The sequence below is a fragment of the Streptomyces sp. NBC_00207 genome (assembly GCF_045160965.1).
Classification (GTDB): domain Bacteria; phylum Actinomycetota; class Actinomycetes; order Streptomycetales; family Streptomycetaceae; genus Streptomyces.
In genome coordinates this window covers 8,632,878-8,656,647 of the sequence record NZ_CP130715.1, presented here as the reverse complement: position 1 = coordinate 8,656,647, position 23,770 = coordinate 8,632,878, and the positions used below count along the sequence as shown (strand labels likewise).

At 73.8% G+C, this 23,770-nt stretch carries 25 protein-coding genes; 7 read left to right on the top strand and 18 right to left on the bottom strand.

The features are described from left to right. Positions 1–241: 241 nt before the first annotated feature. Positions 242–994: a transglycosylase SLT domain-containing protein gene (locus OG472_RS39955; protein WP_401610730.1), complete on the top strand. Its 753-nt coding sequence runs from the start codon at positions 242–244 to the stop codon at positions 992–994. Here the strand turns inward: OG472_RS39955 and OG472_RS39950 are convergent. From OG472_RS39950 to OG472_RS39920, 7 genes are all read right to left on the bottom strand, one after another. Further along, complete coding sequence (locus tag OG472_RS39950; RefSeq protein ID WP_405834084.1) at positions 978–1,916, bottom strand: phytoene/squalene synthase family protein; 939 nt, start codon at positions 1,914–1,916, stop codon at positions 978–980. The two genes, OG472_RS39955 and OG472_RS39950, sit on opposite strands and share 17 nt — an antisense overlap. 97 nt (positions 1,917–2,013) lie before the next feature. Continuing rightward, entirely contained in the window at positions 2,014–3,714 is a 1,701-nt protein-coding gene (locus OG472_RS39945) for a protein kinase domain-containing protein (protein WP_401610727.1), read from the bottom strand. 27 nt (positions 3,715–3,741) lie between these two features. Beyond that, the gene (locus OG472_RS39940; RefSeq protein ID WP_405942854.1) at positions 3,742–5,397 is read right to left on the bottom strand and encodes a peptide-N4-asparagine amidase; all 1,656 of its coding nucleotides are present in this window, start codon (positions 5,395–5,397) and stop codon (positions 3,742–3,744) included. Positions 5,398–5,469: 72 nt separating this feature from the next. Then, positions 5,470–5,949 carry a ribonuclease E activity regulator RraA gene (gene rraA, locus OG472_RS39935; RefSeq protein ID WP_405834079.1) on the bottom strand — a complete coding sequence of 160 codons (480 nt, stop codon included), beginning with the start codon at positions 5,947–5,949 and terminating at the stop codon, positions 5,470–5,472. A gap of 174 nt (positions 5,950–6,123) precedes the next feature. Beyond that, on the bottom strand, positions 6,124–6,390 hold the full coding sequence (locus OG472_RS39930) for a GlsB/YeaQ/YmgE family stress response membrane protein (protein ID WP_361768580.1): 267 nt from the start codon (positions 6,388–6,390) through the stop codon (positions 6,124–6,126). Between the two features lie 128 nt (positions 6,391–6,518). Next, a complete protein-coding gene (locus OG472_RS39925; RefSeq protein ID WP_401610721.1) occupies positions 6,519–7,412 on the bottom strand; it encodes a hypothetical protein in 894 nt (297 codons plus the stop codon). Then, positions 7,409–8,290 (bottom strand): phosphatase PAP2 family protein, encoded by an 882-nt coding sequence (locus tag OG472_RS39920; protein ID WP_405942853.1) that lies wholly within the window; start codon positions 8,288–8,290, stop codon positions 7,409–7,411. Before OG472_RS39920 ends, OG472_RS39925 begins: the two co-directional genes overlap by 4 nt. Positions 8,291–8,441: 151 nt before the next feature. Between OG472_RS39920 and OG472_RS39915 the strand changes: the two genes are divergently transcribed. After that, on the top strand, positions 8,442–9,074 hold the full coding sequence (locus OG472_RS39915; RefSeq protein ID WP_401610718.1) for a TetR/AcrR family transcriptional regulator: 633 nt from the start codon (positions 8,442–8,444) through the stop codon (positions 9,072–9,074). A gap of 157 nt (positions 9,075–9,231) precedes the next feature. Here OG472_RS39915 and OG472_RS39910 read toward each other — a convergent pair whose 3' ends face one another. Next, positions 9,232–9,774 carry a TerD family protein gene (locus OG472_RS39910; protein WP_405942852.1) on the bottom strand — a complete coding sequence of 181 codons (543 nt, stop codon included), beginning with the start codon at positions 9,772–9,774 and terminating at the stop codon, positions 9,232–9,234. Positions 9,775–9,862: 88 nt separating this feature from the next. Beyond that, complete coding sequence (locus tag OG472_RS39905; protein WP_405942851.1) at positions 9,863–10,975, bottom strand: hypothetical protein; 1,113 nt, start codon at positions 10,973–10,975, stop codon at positions 9,863–9,865. Between the two features lie 216 nt (positions 10,976–11,191). Here OG472_RS39905 and OG472_RS39900 point away from each other — a divergent pair, with 216 nt between their 5' ends. Further along, entirely contained in the window at positions 11,192–12,007 is an 816-nt protein-coding gene (locus OG472_RS39900) for a glutamate ABC transporter substrate-binding protein (RefSeq protein WP_401610715.1), read from the top strand. Positions 12,008–12,056: 49 nt separating this feature from the next. Here OG472_RS39900 and OG472_RS39895 read toward each other — a convergent pair whose 3' ends face one another. Beyond that, positions 12,057–12,623 carry a DJ-1/PfpI family protein gene (locus tag OG472_RS39895; RefSeq protein WP_405834071.1) on the bottom strand — a complete coding sequence of 189 codons (567 nt, stop codon included), beginning with the start codon at positions 12,621–12,623 and terminating at the stop codon, positions 12,057–12,059. Between the two features lie 218 nt (positions 12,624–12,841). Here OG472_RS39895 and OG472_RS39890 point away from each other — a divergent pair, with 218 nt between their 5' ends. Next, positions 12,842–13,663, top strand: a complete 822-nt coding sequence (locus OG472_RS39890; RefSeq protein ID WP_405834069.1) for an endonuclease I family protein — start codon at positions 12,842–12,844, stop codon at positions 13,661–13,663. Between the two features lie 53 nt (positions 13,664–13,716). Here OG472_RS39890 and OG472_RS39885 read toward each other — a convergent pair whose 3' ends face one another. From OG472_RS39885 to OG472_RS39870, 4 genes are all read right to left on the bottom strand, one after another. Beyond that, positions 13,717–14,343 carry a hypothetical protein gene (locus OG472_RS39885; protein WP_405834067.1) on the bottom strand — a complete coding sequence of 209 codons (627 nt, stop codon included), beginning with the start codon at positions 14,341–14,343 and terminating at the stop codon, positions 13,717–13,719. Between the two features lie 129 nt (positions 14,344–14,472). Continuing rightward, on the bottom strand, positions 14,473–16,104 hold the full coding sequence (locus OG472_RS39880) for a beta-N-acetylhexosaminidase (RefSeq protein ID WP_405835015.1): 1,632 nt from the start codon (positions 16,102–16,104) through the stop codon (positions 14,473–14,475). Positions 16,105–16,167: 63 nt separating this feature from the next. Beyond that, entirely contained in the window at positions 16,168–16,596 is a 429-nt protein-coding gene (locus tag OG472_RS39875) for a heme-binding protein (RefSeq protein WP_405834065.1), read from the bottom strand. 45 nt (positions 16,597–16,641) lie between these two features. Next, complete coding sequence (locus OG472_RS39870) at positions 16,642–17,871, bottom strand: MFS transporter (RefSeq protein ID WP_405834064.1); 1,230 nt, start codon at positions 17,869–17,871, stop codon at positions 16,642–16,644. A 178-nt stretch (positions 17,872–18,049) separates the two neighbouring features. Here OG472_RS39870 and OG472_RS39865 point away from each other — a divergent pair, with 178 nt between their 5' ends. Further along, positions 18,050–18,502 carry a MarR family winged helix-turn-helix transcriptional regulator gene (locus OG472_RS39865; protein ID WP_401610707.1) on the top strand — a complete coding sequence of 151 codons (453 nt, stop codon included), beginning with the start codon at positions 18,050–18,052 and terminating at the stop codon, positions 18,500–18,502. Positions 18,503–18,566: 64 nt separating this feature from the next. Here the strand turns inward: OG472_RS39865 and OG472_RS39860 are convergent, their stop codons facing one another. Genes OG472_RS39860 through OG472_RS39845 form a run of 4 tightly spaced genes read right to left on the bottom strand, consistent with a single transcriptional unit; the run spans position 18,567 to position 21,796 of the window. Continuing rightward, positions 18,567–19,088: a hypothetical protein gene (locus OG472_RS39860; RefSeq protein ID WP_401610706.1), complete on the bottom strand. Its 522-nt coding sequence runs from the start codon at positions 19,086–19,088 to the stop codon at positions 18,567–18,569. Next, entirely contained in the window at positions 19,085–19,762 is a 678-nt protein-coding gene (locus OG472_RS39855; protein ID WP_405834061.1) for an RNA polymerase sigma factor, read from the bottom strand. Before OG472_RS39855 ends, OG472_RS39860 begins: the two co-directional genes overlap by 4 nt. Before the next feature lie 8 nt (positions 19,763–19,770). Beyond that, complete coding sequence (locus OG472_RS39850; RefSeq protein ID WP_401610704.1) at positions 19,771–20,235, bottom strand: LPXTG cell wall anchor domain-containing protein; 465 nt, start codon at positions 20,233–20,235, stop codon at positions 19,771–19,773. 43 nt (positions 20,236–20,278) lie between these two features. Beyond that, on the bottom strand, positions 20,279–21,796 hold the full coding sequence (locus tag OG472_RS39845) for a PLP-dependent aminotransferase family protein (RefSeq protein ID WP_401610702.1): 1,518 nt from the start codon (positions 21,794–21,796) through the stop codon (positions 20,279–20,281). Between the two features lie 29 nt (positions 21,797–21,825). Between OG472_RS39845 and OG472_RS39840 the strand changes: the two genes are divergently transcribed. Together OG472_RS39840 and OG472_RS39835 are read left to right on the top strand one after the other, a co-directional pair. After that, entirely contained in the window at positions 21,826–22,848 is a 1,023-nt protein-coding gene (locus OG472_RS39840; protein ID WP_405942850.1) for a DMT family transporter, read from the top strand. 54 nt (positions 22,849–22,902) lie between these two features. Beyond that, the gene (locus OG472_RS39835; RefSeq protein WP_405942849.1) at positions 22,903–23,760 is read left to right on the top strand and encodes a helix-turn-helix domain-containing protein; all 858 of its coding nucleotides are present in this window, start codon (positions 22,903–22,905) and stop codon (positions 23,758–23,760) included. Positions 23,761–23,770 lie beyond the last annotated feature (10 nt).

Below are 23,770 nucleotides of genomic sequence, written 5' to 3'. Positions count from 1 at the left end.
GAGGCCAACATCATTTCCACAGAACAGCCGGTTCCCTTTTCCCGGAAAGGGAATCGGCTATTTCATCGAGGGGCCTTCATGGTCATTTAACGGGCCGATAGCGGGATGTCGATCTATGGGTGGAATTCGGGGCTTGTTCCCGCCCTCGGGGCTCACTTACGGTCACCTCACTCCAGGTGGTCCGCTCGCCGAATAGGCCGCCGCCCGGGCTCTCCCGTCCCCCCACGCGAGGAATTCCGCCATGCCTGCAAAGGGTAAGCACCGCCGGCCGAAGCACCACCCGATCACCCGCAAGCTGGCCCTGGCCGGCACCGGTGGGGCGGCCCTCACTCTGCCTCTGATCAGCGCGACCACCGCCGGGGCGGTGCAGACGGTCACCGCCCCCGCGGCTCAGACCGCCGCCCCCGCGGCCCTCGCCGCCACTCCCACGACGTATTCCGTGGTCGCCGGCGACACTCTTTCCGAGATCGCGGCGGAGCATTCCGTGAGCGGCGGCTGGAAGCAGCTCTATGCGGCGAACCGGAGCGTCATCGGCGACAACCCGTCGATCATCCGGCCCGGCATCAAACTGCAGCTCGGCGCCCAGGCGGAGACCGAGCGTGCGAGCAGGTCCGCCGCCCGGACCGCCCTCAAGCCCGCCGCCAAGCCCGCCGCGAAGCCCGTCACCGCCTACCCGAACAACCTCGACGGGTGGATCCGCGAGTCCCTCGACGTGATGGCCAAGCACGGTATTCCCGGCAGCTACAACGGAATTCACCGCAATGTGATGCGGGAGTCCTCCGGCAACCCGCTGGCGATCAACAACTGGGACATCAACGCCCAGAACGGGATCCCGTCCAAGGGCCTGCTCCAGGTCATCGACCCGACCTTCAAGGCCTACCACGTGCCCGGCACCTCGCTGAACTCCTACGACCCGGTCGCCAACATCACCGCCGCCTGCAACTACGCGGCAGCCCGCTACGGCTCGATCGACAACGTCAACGGGCCCTACTAGAACCCGCTTCGGTGACGGGCGGCGCGGACCGACGGGCGGCGCGGACGAGGATCCGCAGGGGCGCCGCCAGGCCGTAGCCGACGTCCCGGCGCAGGGCACCCACGCCCGCCCGCTCCACGCGGGTCAGCTGGTGCTCCATGAGCTCCCTCATGGTCTCGACGACAGGACGCAGTCCGGGTTCGGCGAGACCGAGGATGCCGTGGGTGGCGTCGAGGGCCGTGCGCGCACGCCGGCTCTCGGCGGCGAGGAGGGCGCGCACGGCCGGGGTGTCGCGGGCCTGTTCCAGGTCGGCGCGGGTCACGGAGTGCTCGTCGAGCCGGGCGCGCGGGATGCAGAGCCGGCCGTCCGCGAGGTCCCCGCAGAGGTCGGCGAGGAAGTCCACGCGCTGGGCGGCGTCGACGAACCGCCGCCAGCCGGCGGCCTGTTCGGGGTCGGGGCCGCCCTGGTACTGCAGTCCGGTGAAGACCAGGACCCCGGGCCACGCGTAGGCGTCGAGGTACGCCTGGAAGTCCTCCTCCGCGGCGAAGCCGTCGAAGCCGGCCTCGGCGGTGGCGGCGCCCTCAAGGAAGCGGGAGACCCAGTGCACGGGCAGGCCGCGGGAGTTCACCGCGTGCGCGTAGGCCCGCAGCAGGGGGTCGGGGCTGTCCCCGGACGCCAGGGCCGCCTCCACCCGCTCGGACAACGCGGCCAGACCGGCGGCCCGCTGCTGCGGGGTACCGGTCTCGGCGACGTCGTCGACCAGGTTCATGAAGGCGAGTCCCGCGGCGAGGGCGGGCACCAGCGGCGGCGCGGCGAGCAGCCGCAGCGCCAGGTACGGGGCGGGCTCGCGGCGGAGCACCCGGCGGGCGGCGTGGGTGTAGTCGTCGCGCAGCCGGGGGCCGGATATGCCGGCCCCCTTGAGGGTGGTGCGCCAGCTGGGCATGGTGGTCGGACTCCTCGGTGTACGCGTGGGTGGATGGGAGGGCGCGCGCGTGAGCGCCCTCGCTCGGCTCCGTACGGCCCTGTGCAGGCGCACGGGGTCAGGTGACGGTGACCTTCCTGAGGCTGCCGTCGGTCTTCCACAGGATGTAGCCGCCGCGCCCGTACTCGTCGCTGAGGTAGGTGCGGATGGAGGGGACCTGGTCCATCATCCACGGGTCGATGATGACGTGGCGCGAGGTCGGCTTCTCGACCTTCAGGTCCTTCTTGGACTGCTCCAGCATGCCGGGCAGCGCGTCCCAGTTGACCGTGGCCATGTCGATGAGCGGCTTCCCCTCCTCGACCGTGCCGTCCGGGCCCGTGCGCGAGGCCGCGCCGTCCCGGTACTGCCAGGAGTCGACGGTCTCGGCGCCGGCGGCGGTGGGGATGGAGGCGAGGATGTAGCCGTCGTAGAGCGTCATGTCGACGAAGGTGGTCGTCCCCGTCTCCTTCTTGAACGCCTCCAGGGCGGTGCGGACGTTCTCCGGCGTCATCATGCTGCCCTTGGGGGCGTCCGCCTTCTGCGCGCTCGCCTTGGGGGCCGGGACGGAGGAGGCGTCCCGCCCGGGCGGGGTGACGGAGCTGGCGACGGCCGGGCGGGTCGCGGCGCCGCCCTTCGCGTCGTCGTCGCCGGAGTTCCCGTCGGGCAGCAGCTGCACGATGCCGACGATGCCGGCCGCCAGGACCGCGGTGATCGCGGCGCCGATCAGGGCCGGGCGCCTGCGCGGGGCGGATGCCACCGGAACGTGCGTCGTGGCCGCCGCGTAAGGGGAGCCACCGGAGCTGTACGGCGGTGGGGTGTGCGGGGTGCCGGCCGGCGCGTACGGACCGAACTGCCCGTACGGGCCCGGGACGACCGGGGAGGCGACGGGCGGCGGGACGACGGGCGCGGGGCCGGGGCCGGTACCGGAACCGAGAGCAGCGCTCGCGTCGCGGAGCAGTTGTTCCAGTTGCGCTCCGTCGGGCCGCGCGGCCGGGTCCCGTACGAGCAGCCGTTCCAGTACGGGCCCCAGCGGGCCGGAGCGAACCGGCGCCGGGATCGGCTCGTCGAGCACGGCGACGACCGTGGCGAGGCTCGTGGCCCGGCGCAGCGGATTGGCTCCCTCGGCGGCCACGTACAGGAGCATGCCGAGCGACCACAGGTCCGAGGCGGCCAGCCCCTCCTCCCCGCGGACCCGCTCGGGTGCGATGTACTCCGGTGAGCCGATCAGCACTCCGGTCGCGGTGAGCCCGGTGGAGTCGTGCAGCGCGGCGATGCCGAAGTCGGTCAGGACGGCCGACCCGTCGGGGCGCAGCAGCACGTTGGCCGGCTTCACGTCACGGTGGAGGATCCCCTCGGCGTGCGCAGCGCGCAGCGCGGACAGCACGTCGAGGCCGAGCCGCACCACCTCTGCGGGAGGCATGGGGCCGGACTCCAGGCGGTCGTACAGGGAGCCGCCCCGGACCATCTCCATGACGATCCACGGGTGCCCGTCCGTGCCCTCCGCGGGCTCGACGATGTGGTGGATGGTCACGACGTGGGGGTGGGCGAGACGGGCGAGGGCGCGTGCCTCGCGGACGGCGCGTTCGCGCATCTGGTCCGCGAGGCCGGGCTGGGCTGCGGCGGTCGCCGGGTCCGGCGGGCGCACCTCCTTGAGCGCCACCTCTCGGTGCAGGGCGATGTCGCGCGCCCGCCAAACGGTACCCATGCCGCCGCTGCCCAGGGGCGCGACCAATTCGAAGCGCCCGTCGATCAGCTGTCTGCCGGCCTCACTCGTGTCCATGGCGGATCATCGTAGGCGCCGCCACCGTCAGCAGTGTCGGCGGTCCACCGTGACCGTTCCCTGGACGGTGTCCACCGCACGGTCGTAGCACCCGCCGGGTGCTTGCGACCCGTACAGCCGGTAGTGGGCGGAGGTGGTGGCGACCGCGTGCCGCTGGTCGCGGGGGACGTTCGCGGTGTAGGTGGCGTCGCCCGTGTACCGGTCGTCGAGCCGGGAGCGGTCGACGGCCTTGCCGCCGCGCAGGGTGACGGTCTCGGCGCGGTCGCCGAGGGAGATGACGGTACGCAGCCGGTCGCCGGCGCCGAGGGTGGTCTCGCCGTCCATCGTGTAGGTGCGTTCGGTCCGCGTGGTGGCCGGCCCTCGCGTCACGCTCTCCTCGTCGGTCCAGGTGGCGGTGAGCGCGTCCTGGTTCTCGCCGTCGGTCCAGCGGTGCACGGAGGTGCCCCGTACGGCGCGTGTGACGGTGGTGGCCACGCGGCCGTGGGAGGTGTTCAGGTACCCGGCGACGGTCAGCCGGCGGCCTCCCTCGGTGTCGAGGCGGTGCTGTCCGCCGGGTTCGGCGGGAGTCCAGCGGGAGTGGCCCGCCGGAGCGCTCTGCTCGTGCCGGGTCAGGGCGCCGGTGACGACCTGCCGGGCCTCGTCCTGCCACAGCAGCAGGTTGGTGGGGGTGCTCCAGCCGCTCTGGCCTGCCGGCACCCCGGCGACGGACACCTCGATGCGGTGCGGGCGGCCGTCGTTGAGGAGGGCGGCGTAGGGGGTCAGGTCGTAGCGGATCGGCTGCACGTCGAAGGCGCGCGGGCCTGGGGTGACATACCAGAGGAAGGGGTTGGACCAGCCTCCCGTCCAGACGGTGGGGAACGGCGCGGCGATGCCGGCGAGCTGTCCGTCGACCGAGACCTGAACCTCGCGGTACGGGCCGTCGGCGGCCTTGCAGGAGTACGGGGCCGCGTCCGGGGTGGTCATGTACCAGTACTCCTCGCAGCCGCCGCCCGAGCCGGTGGCGTACACCTCGGCGAGGAGGCGCTCCGTGTTGCGCGGGGTGGTGACCGAGGGGGAGGTGAGGGGCAGGACCCGGTCGGGGGTGTCCGGGGCCGGGTTGCGGCCGTCGGCGGCGTAGAAGGTCAGGGTCACCTTGACGTCGATGACACCGGTGTACGTGTCGTTCACGACGTTGCCGATGAGCATCTCGACCGGCTGCGGGCGGGCGAGGGTGTCGCGGTAGCGGGTGACGTCCTTCTCCACGGACCAGGTGATGCCGTCGGGCGAGGGCTGCGGGGTGGAGGTGCGCAGGATCTCGACGCCGCCGAGGGAGAGGTGGCCGAGCCGGTCGTACTGGCGGCCCTTGACCTTGCCGTCGAGGCGGAGGACCACCTTCGCCCAGGGGCCGGTGCCACAGCCGGCGGGCGGCGCATAGCTGCCCTTGTACGGGGTGAAGTCGCGGAACTGCGCCTCGGCGAGGGTCACCTCGCAGGACCGGGTCGCGGGCCGGGTGACGGGCGGGGCGGGGGTGAGCGGGTCGTGCCAGTCGGTGCCGAACTCGGCGGGCGGCGGGTCGGCCGGGGTGAGGCCGTGCGCGGGCGGCGCGTCGGCCGGGGTGAGGCCGTGCGCGGGTCCCGCGGCGGCCAGGGTGCCGGCGGCCAGCGCGATCGCGCCGAGCAGGCCCGTGATCCTGTGTCGTCTCATGGACCCGCAGTGAAACCCGGGCCGGCCCGGCCGTGCCAGGGCCGGTGCGCGGGCCCTGGCCTGTTCTCGCCGTCAGCCGCGCAGGACGACCACGCCGTCGTCGTCCGCGTGGACCGTGTCCCCGGGGCGGAAGGTGACGTCCCCGATGGTGACGGGTTCGTCCACCGCGCCCTCGCCGGTCTTGCCGCTCTTGCGCGGGACCGTTCCCAGCGCCTTGATGCCGAGGTCGAGCCCGCCGAGGGCGACGCTGTCGCGGACCGAGCCGTTGATGATCAGGCCCGCCCAGCCGTTGCTCTCGGCCGCGCCGGCGAGCAGGTCGCCGACCAGGGCGGTCCGGGGCGAGCCGCCACCGTCCACGACGAGCACGGCGCCTTCGCCGGGTGTGTGGACGAGGGCGCGCAGCAGGGCGTTGTCCTCGTGGCAGCGGACGGTCCGTACGGGACCGGCGAACAGGCGGCGGCCGCCGAACTGGCGGAACGCGGTGGCACAGATGCCGAGGGATTCGCCGTACTCGTCGTACAGGTCGGCCGTGGGGACGGGGGTGACGCTCATGCCGGTACCGGTTTCCTCGCTGCTCGTTCGCGCACATCGCCTGGTCCGGCCAGGGTAGTGGGGCCCTCGTCCGACGCGGCGGGCCGCCCCTTGCGGGTGCCGGCCCGGCCCGGACCCCGGACATCGGCCGGAACCTGACGGGTCGTGGTGCGGGCGCCGGCCCGCGGAGCCGGGTCAGTCCCGGGAGTTGCCGAACAGGATGCGGTAGCCGACGAGCAGGACCAGCGAGCCCGCGATGGCGGAGCCCCAGGTCGCCAGGTCGAAGAACTCCGTCTGGATCGGCTTGTCCAGGACCTTCGCCGAGAGCCAGCCGCCGATGAAGGCTCCGGCGACGCCGATGAGGGTGGTGCCGATCAGGCCGCCGGGGTCCCGGCCGGGCAACAGGACCTTGGCGATGCCGCCGGCCAGCAGTCCCAGGATGATCCAGCTGACGATCCCCATGCCCAGTCACTCCGCTTCGGTGGTTCGGTCGTTCGGTGCTTCGGTCGTTCGGTCGCCGTCCGGTCGTTCCGTGCGCCCGGACGTTCACCAGGGAGGACGCGGCCGCGGGCGAAACGGTTCTCTCCCGCTCAGACCGCCACGCGGCCGACGGGCTCGGCGGCGGCCGGAGCCGCGCCGGGCACCGCCCGCGGGGGAACCGCCCCGGAGGCGGGCGTCCGGGTCAGCAGGACCACCCCGCGGGCCGCCAGGAGGGCTCCGGCCGCGGCCAGCAGCATCCCCGGCGCTCCGCCCTGGAGGCGTTCGCCGAGCAGGACCATCCCGATGGCGGCCGCGGCGAGCGGGTTGGCCAGGTTCACCACGGCGAGCGGGGCGCCGAGCCCGCCGCGGTAGGCCCGCTGCGACAGGAGCATCCCGCCGACCGCGAAGAACATGACGAGCAGGGCCACCGCGACGACCCGGAAGCTGAGCAGGGCCCCGCCGCGGCCGCCCGCCACGGCCACGGTCTGGGTCAGTGCGGAGGCCGCAGCGGAGGCCAGCCCGGAGGCCGTCGCGTGCCGCAGCCCCGAGCGCGGGTCCTTGGCCGCGGTCAGCACCAGGATCACCGCGGCCGTCGCCCCGGAGACGGCCAGCGCCTCGGCCAGGGTGAGGGTGTCGTCGGGGGCCGGCCCGGAGGCGGGCAGGAGCAGCAGGCCGAGCCCGGCGACGGTGGCCAGGGTGCCCCGCCATTCGGTGGCCGCCACCCGGCGTCCGGCCCGGCGCGCGCCCAGCGGGACGGCGGCGACCAGGGTGAGCGCGCCGAGCGGCTGCACCAGGGTGAGGGGGCCGTACCGCAGGGCGGCCGCGTGCAGGAGTGCGGCGGACGCGTTCAGCCCGGCCGACCACCACCAGGCGCCGGAGCCCATCAGGGCCTTGGCACTGCGCGCGACGGCGGCGCGGGCGAGGCGCTCCTGGGCGACGGCGCCGGCCGCGTAGGCCACGGCCGAGGCGAGGCAGAGCGCGAGGGCGAGGACGGTGTCGTTCACTGCCCGGCCCCTACGGCGGCCGCGGCACCCTGCCGGTCCGGCAGCCCTCGTACGGCGGCGTCCGCATCGGCGTCCGCGCCCGGGTGGGTGCCCGGGCGGCCGGTGCCGGGGCCGCTCGCGCGCGGCCTCGGGACCACCAGCAGGGCCAAGCCGAGCAGGACCGCGGCCACGACCGCGTCGAGCCAGTAGTGGTTGGCCGTGCCGACTATCACCAGCAGGGTCAGCAGCGGGTGCAGCAGCCACAGCAGGCGCCACCGGGAGGGGGCCTTCCCGCCCGGGGACCCGGTGCGGGTGGCGGCGATCAGGCCGAGCGCGAGCATCAGCGCCCAGCCGAAGTGGAGCGAGGGCATCGCGGCGAACTGGTTGGCCAGGGTGTCGGCGTCCGGCGCGGCCCGGTAGACGGTGGGCCCGTAGACCTGCCCGGTGTCGATGAGCTGCGCGGCCTCGAGCATCCGCGGGGGTGCGAGCGGGAAGGCGAGGTGCAGGGCGAGGGCGGCTCCGGTGAGCACGGCCAGGACCCGGCGGGTCCACAGGTAGTGCGCGGGGCGGCGGATGTAGAGCCAGATCAGGAAGAGCGCGGTCGCGGGGAAGTGGACGACCGCGTAGTAGGTGTTCGCGGTGTGCACGAGGGCGTCCCCGTGCAGCAGCAGCCGCTGCACCGCGCCTTCACCGGGCAGGCGCAGGGCCCGCTCGGCGTCCCATATTCGCTCCGCGTTGCGGAAGGCCTCCCCGGTGCGGTCCGTCGAGAGCAGCCGGCCGGCCTTGTAGACGATGAAGAAGCCCGCGACGAGCAGCAGCTCGCGTATGAGGCGACGGCGCGCGGCTCTCGTTCCGGCTGGCCCGGCTTCCGGCCCGGCAGGTGTGGTGTGGGAGGTCATCCCCCGGTCTCTCTTCCTGTTTACGCGCACTGCGACACGCCAGTGTATCGATACATTGGCGTATCGATACGCTGGTGTACCGATACGGTCGCGTTCCCGTACACTTCCGTAGTGGAACCGCCGCCGAGGAGCCCCGAGGAGAGCCGCAGCCATGACGTCGACGCCGACCCCCGCGCGCCGCTCCAAAATCACCCCGGAGCGGGAGCAGGAGTTCTACGACGCCGTCCTGGAGCAGCTGCGCGAGCACGGCTACGAGGCGCTGACCATGGAGGGCGTCGCCGCCCGGGCCAGCTGCGGCAAGTCCACGCTCTACCGCCAGTGGAAGACCAAGCCCCAGCTCGTCGCCGCAGCCCTGCGCGCCGGCCGGCACGGCACCCTCGTCGCGGTGGACACCGGGACGCTGGCGGGCGACCTGCGCGAGGCGGCCCGGATCGCGGCCGGGACCTCCGGGCGCGACACTCGGCTGACGCAGGCCCTCGGACATGCCGTGCTCAGTGACGAGGAACTCCAGGCCGCCCTGCGCGAGGCGCTGGTCGAGCCCGAGCTCGCCGCGTTCGACGTGATGGTGCGGCGGGCCGTGGCGCGCGGCGAGATCGCCGCGGACCATCCGGCCGTCGAGTTCCTGCCGGCCCAGCTGATGGGCGTGCTGCGGATCCGGCCGGTGCTGGAAGGACGGTACGCGGACGCCGACTACCTGGTCCGGTTCGTCGACGCGGTCATGCTCCCGTCCCTGGGCCTCGCACCTTCCCGCCCCGCCCGGCCCCCGGCCGGGCCGACCCCCTGAACCGGCGGGCCGCCGTCTCGATGACCTGACGGCGATCCGCCCGCGCTGCCTCGTGGGGACGGCGGCAGCGCGCCACCCGGACCGGGCGGCGGCCACTCACTCGAGGAGTGGCGGCCGCCCGGTCTGTGCGGCTCCGCGTCCGCCGGGGAGGCCGTGTTCAGCGGGCACCGCCCATGACCCGGGCGAACTCCTCCGGGTCGGTGTCGAACCCGCGCAACCGCACCTCGAACGACCAGGCGCCCGACGCGTCGCGGGTGAACTCGGCGACGGTCGCCGCGGTGGCGGAGGGCACGGACGCGAAGTCGCTCTGGGCGAGGTCGATGTGGCCCTCGCGGATCCGGAACCCCGTGCCGGCGATGTCGGCGAAGGTCTTCGCGCGGCCCGCGGCGCCCGCGCCCACGCTCTGGATGACCACGCCGACCACCACCCGGCGCAGACCGGACCCCATCCGGTCCAGCTCGAAGGTCATCACCTCGTCGAAGCCGAAGCCCTGGCCCGTCTGGCTCTCCCGGTTCAGGGTGATGGTCCCGTCCGGCGACCGGCTGCCGAAGTGGACCAGCTGGGCCGGCGTGCCGTGGAGGTCCCCGACGTCGTAGACCGCGGCGACGATGTCGAGGTCGCTCGCGGGCGCGCCCGCAGGGCTGGGGTCCCACCGCAGCGCGAACTCCACCTTGGCCAGGCCCTTGCGTACACCAGTCACCGAACTCCCCCTTCGTTCACCAGGACTTGCCCCCGCATGATCCCACGGGACCCCGCCGCGATCCGAAGGACCGTACGTTCCCGGCCGGTTACCAGTCGCCGTCCTGTACGGGTTTGCCCGGCCTCGGCGCGCTCCCCAGCGGCTCGACCTGCCCGGGCGACGGCTCCTCCCACGGGGTGTGGTCGTCCCCGAGCCACTCCCCCACCGGCTTGACCCCGCTCAGGGCGTCGGCCGGCGCGAGGTCGGCGGCGGACTCGTCGTAGTAGTCGAACCAGGGCAGCCCGGCCCGGGTGTAGGCGGCCCGGTCGACCGGCGAGGGCGGGGCGTCCTCCCCGGTGATACGGCGCCACGCAGGCGGGGGCACGAGGTGGACGAAGACCCGCCCGGCCGGCTCCCCGGCCCAGTCGGACAGCGGCCGCTCGTCCCGGTAGACCTCCTGGCGCATGGAGCCGCCGACGCCGAGCCCCATCGCCGGAGCCGCGGGCGGACCCGTCCTGCCCACAGGACGGGGCGCGCCGGGAGCCGCGCCCGGCTGCGCCGCCATCGGCGCGGGCACCGGGCCGCCGTAGCCCGCGAAGCCGGCGGAGCCCGTGGAGCCGGGGGCGGGCGGAGCCCCGTAGAGCCCTTCGCCGCCGACCGGCGTCGGCGCCAGGCGCGCCCGCTCGGCCTGGCGCCACCGTGCCAGCGCCGCCGCTCCGAGCGGGAACGCCTGGAGCTGGACGCCGCCGGTGGTCTCCTCGCCGGTGACCTGGCCTTCGACCGTGGCTCCGAGCCCCAGCGGTACGGCGACGAACTGGCGCACCGTCCCGTCCCCCGAGTTGATCCCGTCCAGCCACGGCTGCCGGGGCAGCACCACGTAGTTCTGCGGGTCGCGCGCCAGGCTTCCCGTCCAGCGCTCGCCGGAGACGGCGCACACCTTGCCGACCCCGACCTGGAGGGCGGCGGGCTCGCGGGTCCCGCCGAAGCTGAGCCACATCGCTTCGCGCAGGTACACGGGCAGCATGACGCCGCCCTTCGCCAGCCACTCGGGCGGCACCGTGTCCGGATGGTCCTCCACCCGCCGCAGCGGGAACTCACCCAGCCCCGGCGGCAGTGCGTGGGTACCCGACTCGGGGAGCCTCAGGGTCCGGATGAACCTGATCTGTACCCCTTCGCCCAGTAGCAGCGCATTCCCGTCCACGCGTATCGACCCTGTTCCCACGCCCGCCCCCTTCTCCCGCTCCGGCCCGGTTCAACCGCAGGATCTGCGGGTGAACCGGATCGTTATCCTCAAGTTTCGCTCAAATCTAGTGACGCTACGCCTGCGGGGTTCCTAGCTTCCTCGTACACACGTCTCGACGTCATCCGCGTTCCCGCGGTTCCACGCGCCCCGGTGATCCCGGTGGCGCCCCCGCGTTTCCCCAGGAAAGAGTGCAGCATGAAGGTTCCCCAGGCCGGTGCGGTCGCCGCAGTCATCGCGATCGCCCTGACCGCCTCCGGGTGTGTCTTCGGCGACGACGAGGACCAGGGGACCCTCTCCATCGGCATCAAGTTCGACCAGCCGGGCATCGGCATGCGGGAGACCGGCGGGGCCTTCTCCGGCTTCGACGTGGACGTCGCCACCTACGTGGCCAAGGAGCTCGGCTACAAGGCGGACCGGATCGAGTTCAAGCAGGTCCTCAGCAACGACCGCGAGCTGCTCCTCCAGTACAACGAGGTGAAGTTCGTCGTCGCGAGCTACTCGATCAACGAGAAGCGCAAGGAGAAGGTCGACTTCGCCGGCCCGTACTTCGTCGCGCACCAGGACCTGATGATCCGTGGCGACGACACCTCGATCAACAAGGCCGAGGACCTCAACACGAAGACGATGTGCTCGGTGACCGGCTCCACCTCGGCCGAGAACCTCAAGAAGAACCTCGCCCCCAAGGCGGCCTTGCTGGAGCTCGGCACCTACTCGGACTGCGTCGTCGCCCTCCAGGAGAGCCGTGTCGACGCCATGACCACGGACAACGCCATCCTGGCCGGGTACGCCGCCCGCAAGGGCAACGAGGGCAAGTTCAAGCTGACGGGCCAGAGCCTCAGCAACGAGAACTACGGCATCGGCGTCAAGAAGGGCAACAAGGAGCTCCAGCGCAAGATCAACGACGCGCTGAAGAAGATGGTCCAGGACGGCTCCTGGGAGACGGCCGTGAAGAAGAACTTCGGCCCGAACTACAAGTACGAGCCCGCGCCGGCGATCACCCCGGTCAACTGACGACGGCCGGGGCGGGGCCGTTCCCCCGCCCCGCCCCGGGCCCCGGTGGTCAGACCACCGGGGCCTTGCTGCGCAGTACCGTCAGGAACTCCCTCATCCAGCGCGAGTGGTCGGGCCAGGCCCGGGCCGAGACCAGGGTGCCGTCGACCACGGTCTCGGAGTCCTCGAACTCGGCCCCGGCCGCCTTCATGTCCAGTTCCAGCGCCGGATACGCGGTCACGCGGCGGCCGGTCAGGCCCCCTGCCGCGGCGGTGATGAGCGGACCGTGGCAGATCTGGGCGATCGGCTTGTCCGATGCGGCGAAGGCCGCCAGGATGCGCCGCACCTCGGGATCGTTGCGCAGGTACTCCGGCGCCCGGCCGCCCGGCACCACCAGGGCCGCGTAGTCCTCCGTGACCACCTCGGTGAAGGCCAGGTCGGCCGGCCAGGTGTATCCGGGCTTCTCGGTGTAGGTGTCGAAGCCCTCCTCGAAGTCGTGGACCACGAACCGCAGCTTCTTCACCTGCGGAGCCGCGATGTGGACCTCGTACCCCTCCTCGCGCAGGCGCTGGTACGGATACAGGACCTCCAGCGATTCGGCCGCGTCACCGGTCACGATGAGGATCTTCACTGCCATGGGCTGCTCCAGATGGGGCTGGTCGTGGTCGGTCCGGCCCCGCCCGGGGCCACCGCTACCCTGCCCGCGCCGGACGGCCCGCACACACGAAGATCCCCCACTACCGACACGTGGTTTTCACCTGTTCGGCACATGACAATGTGAACCTCGCTCTGCCACTGACACTCCGCCAATTCCCCGGGCGGGGACGGTGCGTATGGAGAGGTACCCCCCACCCGATGAAAATCTCGCGCCTGACCCCCTGGGCGGCCGCCCTCGCCGCCGCCGCCCTGGTCGCCGTACCGGCGGCCGCGTCCGCCGGACAGCAGCGCACGACCACTCCCGAGAACCCGGCGGCCGCCGCCGCGGCGGACCCGTACGCGGACTACTACGCGAGCGCCCAGGGCAAGACCGGGGCCGCGCTCAAGACCGCCCTGCACAACATCATCAAGAACCAGTCCAAGGTGACCTACGACGGGGTGTGGAACGCCCTGAAGGTCACCGACCAGGACCCGGCGAACCCCAACAACGTCATCCTCGTCTACTCGGGCCGCTCCCAGTCCAAGGCGACGAACGGCGGCGGGGTCAACGACTGGAACCGCGAGCACGTCTGGGCCAAGAGCCACGGCGACTTCGGCACCGCCACCGGCCCGGGCACCGACCTGCACCACCTGCGCCCGGAGGACGTGACCGTCAACAGCACCCGGGGCAACAAGGACTTCGACAAGGGCGGCAGCCCCGTCAGCGAGGCCCCCGGCAGCCTGACCGACGCCGACTCCTTCGAGCCGCGCGACGCGGTCAAGGGCGACGTGGCCCGGATGCTGCTCTACATGGCGGTCCGCTACGACGGCGGCGACGGCTTCGCGGACCTGGAGATGAACGACAAGGTCAACAACGGCACCGCGCCGCTCTTCGGCCGTATCAGCCTGCTGAAGCAGTGGAACCAGATGGACCCGCCGGACGCCTTCGAACAGCGCCGCAACCAGGTCATATTCGACACCTACCAGCACAACCGCAACCCGTTCATCGACCACCCGGAGTGGGTCAACTCCATCTGGTGACCCGGTGCGGCCGCCGTCACGGCGGCCGCCCCGTCCGGCGGCGGCCGGGCGGCCTACGGGAGGTAGACCTCGTCGAGGGTGTCGATCGCCCCGTCGGCGCCCAGGTGGTAGCGGAACGGCAGCCCGGAGTCGGGGTGGGCGACCACCCAGTCGACGAGCTGCTGGACGCTGATCTTCTCGGGCGCCGAGCCCTTGACGACCGGGGCGGTGGCGGTGATCTCGGCGTCGTCGGCGAGTGGCAGGAAGGTCTCCTTGCCCACCGGCTCGAAGTACGTCCCGTCCCCGTCGGGGGTACAGCCCCAGTTCCCGTGATGGACGATCAGATGGTGCGCGGCGCCCTCGGGCGTGTACCGCCGGACGGCGATCAGGTCGGGCGCGATCGGCATCTTGTGGTCGCAGGTGGCACCGGACCTGGGGGCGGCAGATGTGGGCTTCTTCGCCGGCGTGGCGGTCGCCGTGGCCTTCGCGGGCGACTTCGACGCCGAGGGCGTCGCGGCGGTGGCGGAGGAGCCGGCGGAGGCCGTGACCGTGGCCGACGAGCCGGTCGGGCCGGCCCCGGACGCGCCGGGACCCGCGTCGCCGCCGCCCTGGCAGGCCGTGAGCCCCAGCATCCCGCACACCGCGAGGGCGGCCAGTCCGGCCCGCCCGCGAGCCCGTCTCCGGCTGCGCACCACTCTCATGTCGTCTCCCTTTGCCACGTCGAATCGGAGCGTCAACGTAGCGCCGGGATCAGGCCGCAACGATGGCCGAAAGTCGTTCGTCACCGGCCCGGTGTCGGACTGTTGCAGATCACTGATTTGTGTCCCAGCTCAGAGTCGGTCGGCGAGGGCCTGGAAGCCGGACCAGGGGAGCTGGGGTGCGCGGGAGTCCCAGACCTTCTGGGAGAGCGCGGCCAGCGGCAGCCGGATGCCCTCCGCCACCTGGGCCTGGGTCTGGGCGCCGGCCAGGTCGGCCCAGACGGCGAGGCGCCCTCCCAGGATCTGGTTCGCGTACGAGGCCGGGACGGCGGTGGTGCCGCGCAGGACGAGCGGGGTCCACTCCTCGTAGATCCGCCGGCCGGTGGGGTACGTGAACTGGTTGGGCTCACCGAGCACGTAGTACAGGTACTCGTCGTTGAGGTTCACCAGCTTGCGGCCCTCGCGCAGGTACTCCAGCGGCGGCCGGGCGCCGATCTCCTTGCCGGTCCAGTATTCGACCTGGATGTCCTTGGCCGCGCTCGTCACCCCGCCCGCGAAGAAGCCGTCGTTCCACGCCTTCAGCGCCTTGCCCGACGGGCGGACCGCGTCGGCGCGGTCATTGAGCCAGCCCGTCGCCAGGTCCTGCACCCGCGCCGAGGAGCCGTACCGCTGCTGGGCCGCGCGGGCGAGCTGCGGGAAGGAGGCCTGCGGGTCCTTGTAGACCAGCGCCTGGTACTCGTCGGCGCCCAGGTGCCAGGCTCCGCCGGGGAACAGCGGCCGGTACTCGCGCAGCAGTTCGTCGATGAGCTTCGCGGCCGCCGGGTTGGATATGTCCACCGCTCCCTTGACCGCCCTGCCCTGTACGTCGCGCAGTTGCAGGTCGGGGTGGGCGCGCAGCACCGCGCCGAGGTGTCCGGGCGAGTCGATCTCGGGGACCACGGTGATGTGCAGCCGGGCGGCGAGCGCCGTGATGTCGCGGACCTGCGCCTTGGTGAGGTGCGGATCGGAGACGATCTCGGGGTGGGTGTCGGACTGGATGCGGAAGGCCTGGTCGTCGGAGAAGTGCAGGCCGAGCTGGTTGAGTTTGAGGTCGGCCATCTCGCGCAGCCGGTCCTCTATCCAGTCGGGGGTGAAGTGCTTGCGCGCTATGTCGAGGTTGAGGCCGCGCTGGGGCCGGGCCGGGGCGTCGTTCACGGTGCCCTCGGGGGCCGAACCGGCGCTCTTCACCGCCTGCTTGAGGGTGCGGGTCCCGTAGAAGACCCCGGCCTCGTCGGGGCCCTTGATCCGGACCGTGCCGTCCTTGACGGCGAGGGTGTACGACTCGGGCTTGCCCGCGCCCTCCAGGGAGAGCTCCACGTCGCCGGCGCGTGGCGCCGCCGAGTCGCCGTACTTGAGGCCCAGTTCCCCGGCGATCAGCTTGGCCTCGTCCGACAGGGCGGCGGCGTCGCCCTGCGCGACGACCACGCGGGCGTCGGGGGCGGGCTTCCAGCCGGGGCCGCGGGCGGGCACGTGCTCCCGTACGGCGGGGATGGTGCGCGGGGCGGTGGACAGCGGGTAGGACTGCGTCGGGGCGGGTGGTGTCGGTGCCGGTGGTGTAGGGGCGGCCCCGGCCGGGTCGGCGGCCGTCGTGGAGGAGCCCGGGGTGGCGGGGGCGCGCGCCTCGTCCGAGGCGGCCGTGCAACTCGGCACGGCGAGGGTCACCAGCGCGGCGGCCGTTGCCGTCGCGATGGTGTGGACCCTCCTGTGAAGCCTAGGTTTCCGCATCATGCACCCGTGTCCCCCGTACCCAACCTGGCACGGGGGACACGGGCGCGCGACCCGGGGGGCTCAGACCAGGGCGTCGAGCGCGGCGGCGGCGAAGGCGTGGTCCTGGTCGGGGGCTCCACCGCCGACGCCCACGGCGCCCACGAGCCGGCCGTCGCGGTGGACGGGCAGCCCGCCGGCGATGAACAGCAAGGGACGGTCCAGGGCCGTGGGCAGCGTGTGGAAGGGGCCTCCGGGGCGGACCGCGTCGACGAGGTCGGCGGTGGGCGCGTTCAGCTGGAGGGCCGTGTAGGCCTTGCGGGTGCTGGTCTCGCCGGAGATCAGCACGGCCCGGTCGTCACGGCGGAAGGCGAGCAGGTGGCCGCCGGCGTCGAGGATGGTGACGCTGACCGTGGCCCCGGCCTCTTCTGCGGCGGACTTGGCGACGGCGACGAGCAGCTCGGCGTCCTCGGTGGTCAGGGGGGCGACGGCGGTGCGGGTGGGGGTGGACATGCCGGTTTCTCCTTGCGGGGGGTTGCGTACGGGGGAAGGGATGGATCAGTGGTGGGCGGGTGCGGCGGCGGTCGCCTCGCGGGCCGCGGCTGCCGCGACGACCCGGCCGGCGCGGGCGGTGCGCCCGGCCGTACGGCGTTCCAGTGCGCCGGAGACGAGGGCGAGCACCAGGGCGGAGGCGGCCAGCGCCGCGCCGACCCAGTTCGGGGCGGTCCAGCCGAGTCCGGCGGCGATCACGAGCCCGCCGAGCCAGGCGGCGAGCGCGTTGCCCAGGTTGAATGCGCCGATGTTGACGGCGGAGGCCAGGGTGGGCGCCCCCGCGGCCTGGTCCAGGACCCGCTTCTGGAGCGGCGGCACGGTCGCGAAGCCGAGGGCGCCGATCAGCACCACGGTGACGGCGGCGCCGGCCTTGGTGTGGGCGGTGAGCGTGAAGACGGCCAGGGTGACGGCGAGCGCGCCGAGGGACACGTACAGCATCGGCATGAGCGCGCGGTCGGCGTACCGGCCGCCGATGAGGTTGCCGGCGACCATGCCCAGGCCGAAGAGGACGAGGAGCCAGGTGACGGAGGAGTCGGCGAAGCCGGCGACGTTGGTCATCATCGGGGTGATGTAGGTGATCGCGGCGAAGACGCCGCCGAAGCCGAGGACGGTCATCGCCATCGCGAGCAGCACCTGCACGTTGCGGAAGGCGGCGAGCTCGCGGCGGATCCGTACGCCGCCCTCGGGCCGCGGCAGTTCGGGCACCAGGCGGGCGATGCCGAGCAGCCCGGCGACACCGAGCGCGGCGACGATCAGGAAGGTGACGCGCCAGCCGAGGGTCTGCCCGACGAGGGTGCCGAGCGGGACGCCGACGACGTTGGCCACGGTCAGGCCGGTGAACATCATGGCGATTGCGCCGGCCTTCTTCTCGGGGGCGACGAGTTCGGCGGCGACGACCGCGCCGATGCCGAAGAAGGCACCGTGGGCCAGGGAGGCGACGACGCGGCCGGCCAGCATGACGCCGAAGGCGGGGGCGAGGGCGGAGAGCACGTTGCCCACGATGAAGAGGCCCATGAGCAGCATCAGCATGCGCTTGCGGGGGATGCGGGTGCCGAGGACGGTCATGAGCGGCGCGCCGAGGACGACGCCGAGGGCGTAGCCGGTGACCAGGAAGCCCGCGGTGGGGATCGAGACGCCGTACGTGCCGGCGACCTCTGGGAGCAGGCCCATGATCACGAATTCGGTGGTGCCGATCCCGAAGGCCCCGATGGCGAGGGCGAGCAGTGCGAGAGGCATGGGGAGGTGCCCTTCAGGGGAGGTGGTGGTGCGGGTGCGGCACACGGTTGCGGTCGCCGCTTACATGCGTACACATTAATTGCAGACGCGGGATATTTGCAAGCGCGGGCTATTGCAGACGTGACCTATCCTGGGATCACACACCCCGCACCGCAGCACGCTTCGACGGAGGAAGCCCATGACGGCCACGGACAGCGCGCTCACCGCCCTCTCCCAGGGCTGGTGCGCCCTCTCCCTCCTGCACGGGCGGATCGAGACGCACATCGAACGGGCCCTGCAGGCCGGGCACGGCCTGAGCGTGCGCGAGTACTCGCTCCTCGACGTCCTCAGCCGCCAGCACAACGGGCCGGGCGGGCACCTGCGGATGCACCAGGTCGCCGACTCGGTGGTGCTCAGCCAGAGCGCGACGACCCGGCTGGTCAGCAGGTTGGAGGACCGCGGCCTGCTGAACCGCTACATCTGCGACACCGACCGCCGGGGCATCTACACCGACGTGAGCGAGGCGGGCCTGACCCTCCTGGCCGCGGCCCGGCCCACGAACGACACCGCGCTGCGCGAGGCCCTGGACGAGGCCTCGCGCAACCCGGAACTGGCCCCGCTGGTGTCGGCCGTGGAGAACCTCCGCCGCTGACCCGGGCGCGGGCCCGGAGACCGGAACGGCGCCGGACACCGGCGCGGTCCGGTGCCCAGGCCGTCTAGCGGGGACCGCCGGTGGCCGGCGGCGAGGAGGTCACCGCCCGGCCCGACGGGGTGGACGGGACCGCCGACGGCGACACCGACCCCGAACCCTTCGACGCGGACGGGGTCGGCGGGCTCAGCGACGCGGACGGGGACTGCGATTCCACCGGGCGCCCCGACGCGTCCACGCCCGGGCTCGGCTGCGCCGGCCCGGCGGACCTCGGCGAGGGCGTCGGCGAGGACTCCGGGGACGGGCCGGGTCCCGTGACCTTCGGCGGGGTGGCCGGAGGCGTCGGGCCGGGCGCCGGATCCGGGGCGAGCAGCAGGTAGCCGATCCCGGCGGCAGCAGCGGCCGCCAGGCCCGCCAGCGGCAGCGCGAACCGCCGCAGCCTTTCCACGCGCAGCCGCCCCACCTGCGGTCCAGGCGGATCCGCGGGGCGCAGCCGGCGGACGTCGATGCTGTCCGCGCGGGCGTCGAGGGCCTGCCGCAGCCGCCGCTCGACCGGGCGTTCGGCGAGGCGTTCGCCGTCACGCGTCATATCCGTCCCTCCAGAATCCGTTCCAGCGCGTCCAGGCCGCGGCTCGCATTGGACTTGACCGCTCCCCGGCTGATCCCGAGGGTGGCCGCGATCTCCGCCTCACTGAGGTCGGCCCAGTAGCGCAGCACCAGGACCTGGCGGCGGCGCGCCGTCAGCCGGCCGAGCGCGGCGAGCACCTCGCGGTGCGCCTCGTCCAGGACCACGTGGTCCTCGGCGGACGGCACGTCGGCCTCCGGTGACGGGGTCCAGGCCCGTACGGTGCGCCGACGGCGCAGTACGGAGCGCGAGGTGTTGACGACCGCGGTGCGCAGGTAGCCGAGTGCGTTGTCGACCTCGGTGATCTGCTCGCCGTGGCGCCGGTACAGCGCGGTGAAGGCGTCCTGGACCACGTCCTCGGCGGTGGCCAGGTCGTCGACCAGCAGCACCGCCAGGCGGACCATCCGCAGCCGGTGCGCGTGGTAGAGATCGGTCACGGTGGGCGGCTGCGGTTCGCCGTGTCCGGTGTGCCCCCCGTATCCGGAGGAGGACCCGTACGAAGGCCCGTACGGGGACCCGTACGGGCGCGGGGAGGCCGACGGGGCGGAACGCTCCCGCCGCAGCAACGACCACAGGCCCCGCCACGCCCGGCCGAAGCCGGGCGTGAGGGGGCCGACGGGTGGTGCGAGGTGGAGCACGGGATTCCTCAGTTCGCGCGGCGCCGCACGGCGTACAGGGCTCCGGCTCCGGCGAGGACCAGACCGGTGGCCCCCGCCCCGAGGGCCATGGTGGTCGCCGAGGAGCCAGTATGCGCGAGCTCGGCCCCCTCGGCGGTGGGGCCCGCCTCGGACGGGGAGGCGCTGGGCTTGGGGCCGGGCGTCCCCGGGCTCGACGGGGAGACGCTGGGCGCCGCGCCGGGAGCGGCGCTGGGCGCCGCGCTCTTCGCGCCCGAGCCCTCGCTCGGCGGGGTGCTGACCGAGGGGACCGGCTTGGCCCCCTCGCTGGGAGAGGCGCTGGCCGGGACGCTGACCGACGGAGCGGGCGCGGGCGAGCTGCCGCTCGCGGCGGAGGCCGGCCCTGCGAGGGAGACGGCCACTCCGGCCGCGGCGGCGATCACGGCCGTCCGGCGAACGGCCAGGGGGGCACGCAGGGCGCGCTTCAGGTTCTTCACGGTGGTTCTCCACGGTCGGGTCGAGGACGCGGGACTGCGCCCTTCACCCCCGCACGACGCGCGACCCTCCGGGAGGTTGCCGCCGATCCGGAAAAACTTTCGGCCCGGTTTCCGGCAGCCCGCGCAGGGCGGTGCCCAGGGTGGCGATGCCCTCCTCGATCTCGCCGGCCGAGCCCGCCGCGTAGCCGAGGATCAGGCCCGGCGGGCCCGGCCGGACGCGGTGCCAGGACAGCGGGTGGGTCTTGACGCCCAGGGCCAGCGCCGCCGAGGCCAGCGCCGTGTCCTCGAAGCCGGCCGCGTCGAAGGTGACCATCAGGTGCAGGCCGGCCGCCGCGCCGTGCACCCTGGCCCCCGGCAGGTGGTCGGCGAGGGCCCGGAGCATGGCGTCGCGGCGGCGCCGGTGGCGGCGCCGGACGTGGCGCAGGTGCCGCTCCAGCTCGCCCGAGTCCATCAGCCGGGCGAGGACCAGCTGGGCGAGGACCGGGTTGCCCAGGTCGGCGTAGCGCTTGGCGGCGGTCACCGCGTCACGCAGCCGCGGCGGCACCAGCAGCCAGCCCAGGCGCAGGGCGGGGGCGAGGAGTTTGGAGACGCTCCCGGCATAGCAGACGGCCTCGGGATGCAGGGCGCGCAGGGCGGGGACGGGCGCGCGGTCGTAGCGGTGCTCGGCGTCGTAGTCGTCCTCGATGACCAGGCCCCCGGCGGCCGCCCAGCCGAGCAGGTCCCTCCGGCGCTCGCCGTCGAGGACCACCCCGGTCGGGAACTGGTGCGCCGGGGTGAGCAGCACGGCCCCGGCCCCGCTCGCGCGGAGCGCGGCCACGTCGAGCCCGGCCTCGTCCACCCGTACGGGAACCGTCTCCAGCCGTCCGTACTCCAGCTGCTGCCGGGCCCCGAGCGAGCCGGGATCCTCCACCGCGACCCGGTGCACGCCTTCCTCGCGCAGGACCTGCGCCAGCAGCCCCAGGGCCTGGGCGACGCCCGCGACGATCACCACCTCGTCGGGGTCGGCGCGGATGCCGCGGTTGCGGGCCAGCCAGCCGGCGACCGCCTCGCGCAGGGCGGGCGCGCCCTGGGGGTTGCCGTAGCCGAAGTCGGCCGGGGTCAGACCGGCGAGCACCCGGCGCTCGGCCTGCAGCCAGGCCGTACGGGGAAAGGCGGTGAGGTCGGGGACGCCGGGCGAGAGGTCGATCCGGCAGGGCACGGCGCGCAGGGCGTCCACCAGCCCGCCCCGGTCCGGGGCGGGCGCCGGCCCGGCCACCGGCGGCGGGCCGGCGACCACCACGGTGCCGCCCCGGCCACGGCCGCGGACCTGGCCGGTCTCGGCGAGCCGCTGGTAGGCCTCGGTGACGAGCCCGCGGGAGACGCGCAGTTCGGCGGCGAGGACGCGGCTGGCCGGGAGCCGGCTGCCGACGGGCAGCCGGCCGTCGGCGATGGCCGCGCGGAGCCGACCCGCCAGCCAGTCGGTGCGGCCGCCCGGCGGGGCCTGGCCGAGGTCGAGCTGGAGGAAGTCCGAGCCGCCCGGGCTTTTGGACCCCTCGATCACGCCTTCATTGGACCTGCTCATCGGACCATTGTGCGGCCACGCTGGATCTCATGCAGAGAACCCCCACCGCGACCACGACCACGAATTCGCCCGCGACCACGACCACGAATTCGCCCACGACCACGACCACGGCCGCGACCGCGACCGCGACCGGAGCCTCCACCGCGTTCCGGGACCTGGCCCCCGGCATCGCGGGGATGGCGCTGGTCGGCAGCAGCGTCACCGTCTCCCGTTCGCTCGTCGACGCCCCTCTGTTCGCCACACAGGCCGTCCGGTACGCCGCCGCCGCGCTGTTGCTGTTGGCCCTGGCCCGCGCCGCGCGGGTGCCGGTCCTGCGGCCGCGCGGGCGGGAATGGCTGTGGCTGGCCGGGATCGCGGCGACCGGGCTGGTGCTGTTCAACGTGGCGGTCGTGCGCGGGGTGGCGCACGCCGAACCCGCCGTCATCGCCGTCGCGGTGGCCTCCGTACCGATTCTGCTGGGACTGATCGGCCCGTTCCTGGAGCGGCGGCGGCCCAGCCGCCAGGTGCTGCTGGCGGCTCCGGTGGTGGTGGCCGGGGCGGTGCTGGTCGAGGGGACGGGCCGCACCGACGCCGCCGGGGTGGGCTGGGCGGCGCTCGCGCTGGGCTGCGAGGCCGGGTTCACCCTGCTCGCCGTGCCGGTGCTGCGTCGGCACGGCCCGTGGGGGGTGTCCGTGCACGCGGTGTGGCTGGGGGCTCTGATGCTGGCGGGGCTCGCGGTGGTCTTCGAGCGCCCTGCCGACCTGGGCTCGCTCGGGCCGGTCCAGTGGGCGGCGGCGGGGTACCTCGCCGTCATGGTGACGGCGGTGGCGTTCCTGCTCTGGTACCGCACGGTGGCCTCCGTGGGCGCGGGCCGCGCCGGGCTGCTGACCGGGGTCGCGCCGCCGGCCGCGGCCGGCGCCGGGGTCCTGACCGGCAGCGGCGTCCCGGGACCGGCGGTGTGGCTGGGCCTGTTGGTGGTGGTCGCGGGGCTGGCCGTGGGCCTGCGCCCGGGCCGGACCCCCGCAACGCCCGCGCGGACGCCCGGCAGTGCCCACGCGGACTCCGCGCGGTGACCGGGCTGCCGCATCCCCTTGAGGGCGCCGGGGCTCGTGGATCACAATCCGCAGATGCCGAAGCCCGCTCGCCACGCGCCCCCGTACAGCAGCTGGATGCGGTACTTCTCCCCCACCGCCAACCACCGCAGGCTCGGCCTGGTCTGCCTTGGCGTGGGGGTCCAGCAGGGCGTGCTGCCGGTGGTCGGGCCGCGTGCGCTCGACCACCACGTCGCCGTGGTCGTCACCCGCGGCCGGGGCTGGTTCGGTCACGGGGGCCGGCCGCCGCAGCCGGTGGCCGCGCCCGCGCTGCTGTGGCTGGTGCCGGGAGTGGAACACCACTACGGGCCCGACCCGTTGACCGGCTGGGACGAGTGCTTCGTCGACTTCGCCGGGACCGCCGTGGCCGCGTACACCGACCTGGGCTACGTCACCCCGGACCGCCCGCTGGTGCCGCTCGGCGCGACGGCCGGAGTGCAGCACGTCGTCGACGGGATCGTCCGGGCCGCACGGCGCGGCGGACCGCTGCTGGAGGTCGAGGCCGCGGCCGCCGTGCACGGGCTGCTCGTGGCCCTGCGCTACGCCCGTGCCGAGACGTCCGGACACGGGGACGCGGTGATGGACGCGCTGGCGCGGGACGCCCTGCTGCCGATGTCCGTGACCGAGCACGCCGCCCGTCTCGGGATGCCGCTGCCGCAGTTGCGCCGGGCGGTGCGGCGCAGCACCGGTGAGGGGGCCAAGGAGTACCTCCTCGGGATCAGGGTGAGCCGGGCGAAGGAGCTGCTGGCCCGCACCGACCTGCCGGTCGCCGGGATCGCCCGGCGGGTCGGCTACGAGGACCCGGCCTACTTCAGCCGGCTGTTCAGCCGCCGGGTGGGCATGGCACCCGTACGCTTCCGCGCCCAGCAGTCGGTCCGGGGGCCCGTCCGGTAGACGTACGGGC

Bases quoted from the DNA above. Each gene is read 5' to 3' on its own strand.
- OG472_RS39915 (WP_401610718.1), top strand. From the start codon at position 8,442: ATGACGTCGACGCCGACCCCCGCGCGCCGCTCCAAAATCACCCCGGAG.
- OG472_RS39890 (WP_405834069.1), top strand. From the start codon at position 12,842: ATGAAAATCTCGCGCCTGACCCCCTGGGCGGCCGCCCTCGCCGCCGCC.
- OG472_RS39920 (WP_405942853.1), bottom strand. From the start codon at position 8,290: ATGACCTCCCACACCACACCTGCCGGGCCGGAAGCCGGGCCAGCCGGA.
- OG472_RS39865 (WP_401610707.1), top strand. From the start codon at position 18,050: ATGACGGCCACGGACAGCGCGCTCACCGCCCTCTCCCAGGGCTGGTGC.
- OG472_RS39845 (WP_401610702.1), bottom strand. From the start codon at position 21,796: ATGAGCAGGTCCAATGAAGGCGTGATCGAGGGGTCCAAAAGCCCGGGC.
- OG472_RS39880 (WP_405835015.1), bottom strand. From the start codon at position 16,104: ATGCGGAAACCTAGGCTTCACAGGAGGGTCCACACCATCGCGACGGCA.
- OG472_RS39860 (WP_401610706.1), bottom strand. From the start codon at position 19,088: ATGACGCGTGACGGCGAACGCCTCGCCGAACGCCCGGTCGAGCGGCGG.
- OG472_RS39840 (WP_405942850.1), top strand. From the start codon at position 21,826: ATGCAGAGAACCCCCACCGCGACCACGACCACGAATTCGCCCGCGACC.
- OG472_RS39940 (WP_405942854.1), bottom strand. From the start codon at position 5,397: ATGAGACGACACAGGATCACGGGCCTGCTCGGCGCGATCGCGCTGGCC.
- OG472_RS39950 (WP_405834084.1), bottom strand. From the start codon at position 1,916: ATGCCCAGCTGGCGCACCACCCTCAAGGGGGCCGGCATATCCGGCCCC.
- OG472_RS39945 (WP_401610727.1), bottom strand. From the start codon at position 3,714: ATGGACACGAGTGAGGCCGGCAGACAGCTGATCGACGGGCGCTTCGAA.
- OG472_RS39835 (WP_405942849.1), top strand. From the start codon at position 22,903: ATGCCGAAGCCCGCTCGCCACGCGCCCCCGTACAGCAGCTGGATGCGG.
- OG472_RS39895 (WP_405834071.1), bottom strand. From the start codon at position 12,623: ATGGCAGTGAAGATCCTCATCGTGACCGGTGACGCGGCCGAATCGCTG.
- OG472_RS39885 (WP_405834067.1), bottom strand. From the start codon at position 14,343: ATGAGAGTGGTGCGCAGCCGGAGACGGGCTCGCGGGCGGGCCGGACTG.
- OG472_RS39870 (WP_405834064.1), bottom strand. From the start codon at position 17,871: ATGCCTCTCGCACTGCTCGCCCTCGCCATCGGGGCCTTCGGGATCGGC.
- OG472_RS39955 (WP_401610730.1), top strand. From the start codon at position 242: ATGCCTGCAAAGGGTAAGCACCGCCGGCCGAAGCACCACCCGATCACC.
- OG472_RS39875 (WP_405834065.1), bottom strand. From the start codon at position 16,596: ATGTCCACCCCCACCCGCACCGCCGTCGCCCCCCTGACCACCGAGGAC.
- OG472_RS39900 (WP_401610715.1), top strand. From the start codon at position 11,192: ATGAAGGTTCCCCAGGCCGGTGCGGTCGCCGCAGTCATCGCGATCGCC.
- rraA (WP_405834079.1), bottom strand. From the start codon at position 5,949: ATGAGCGTCACCCCCGTCCCCACGGCCGACCTGTACGACGAGTACGGC.
- OG472_RS39930 (WP_361768580.1), bottom strand. From the start codon at position 6,390: ATGGGGATCGTCAGCTGGATCATCCTGGGACTGCTGGCCGGCGGCATC.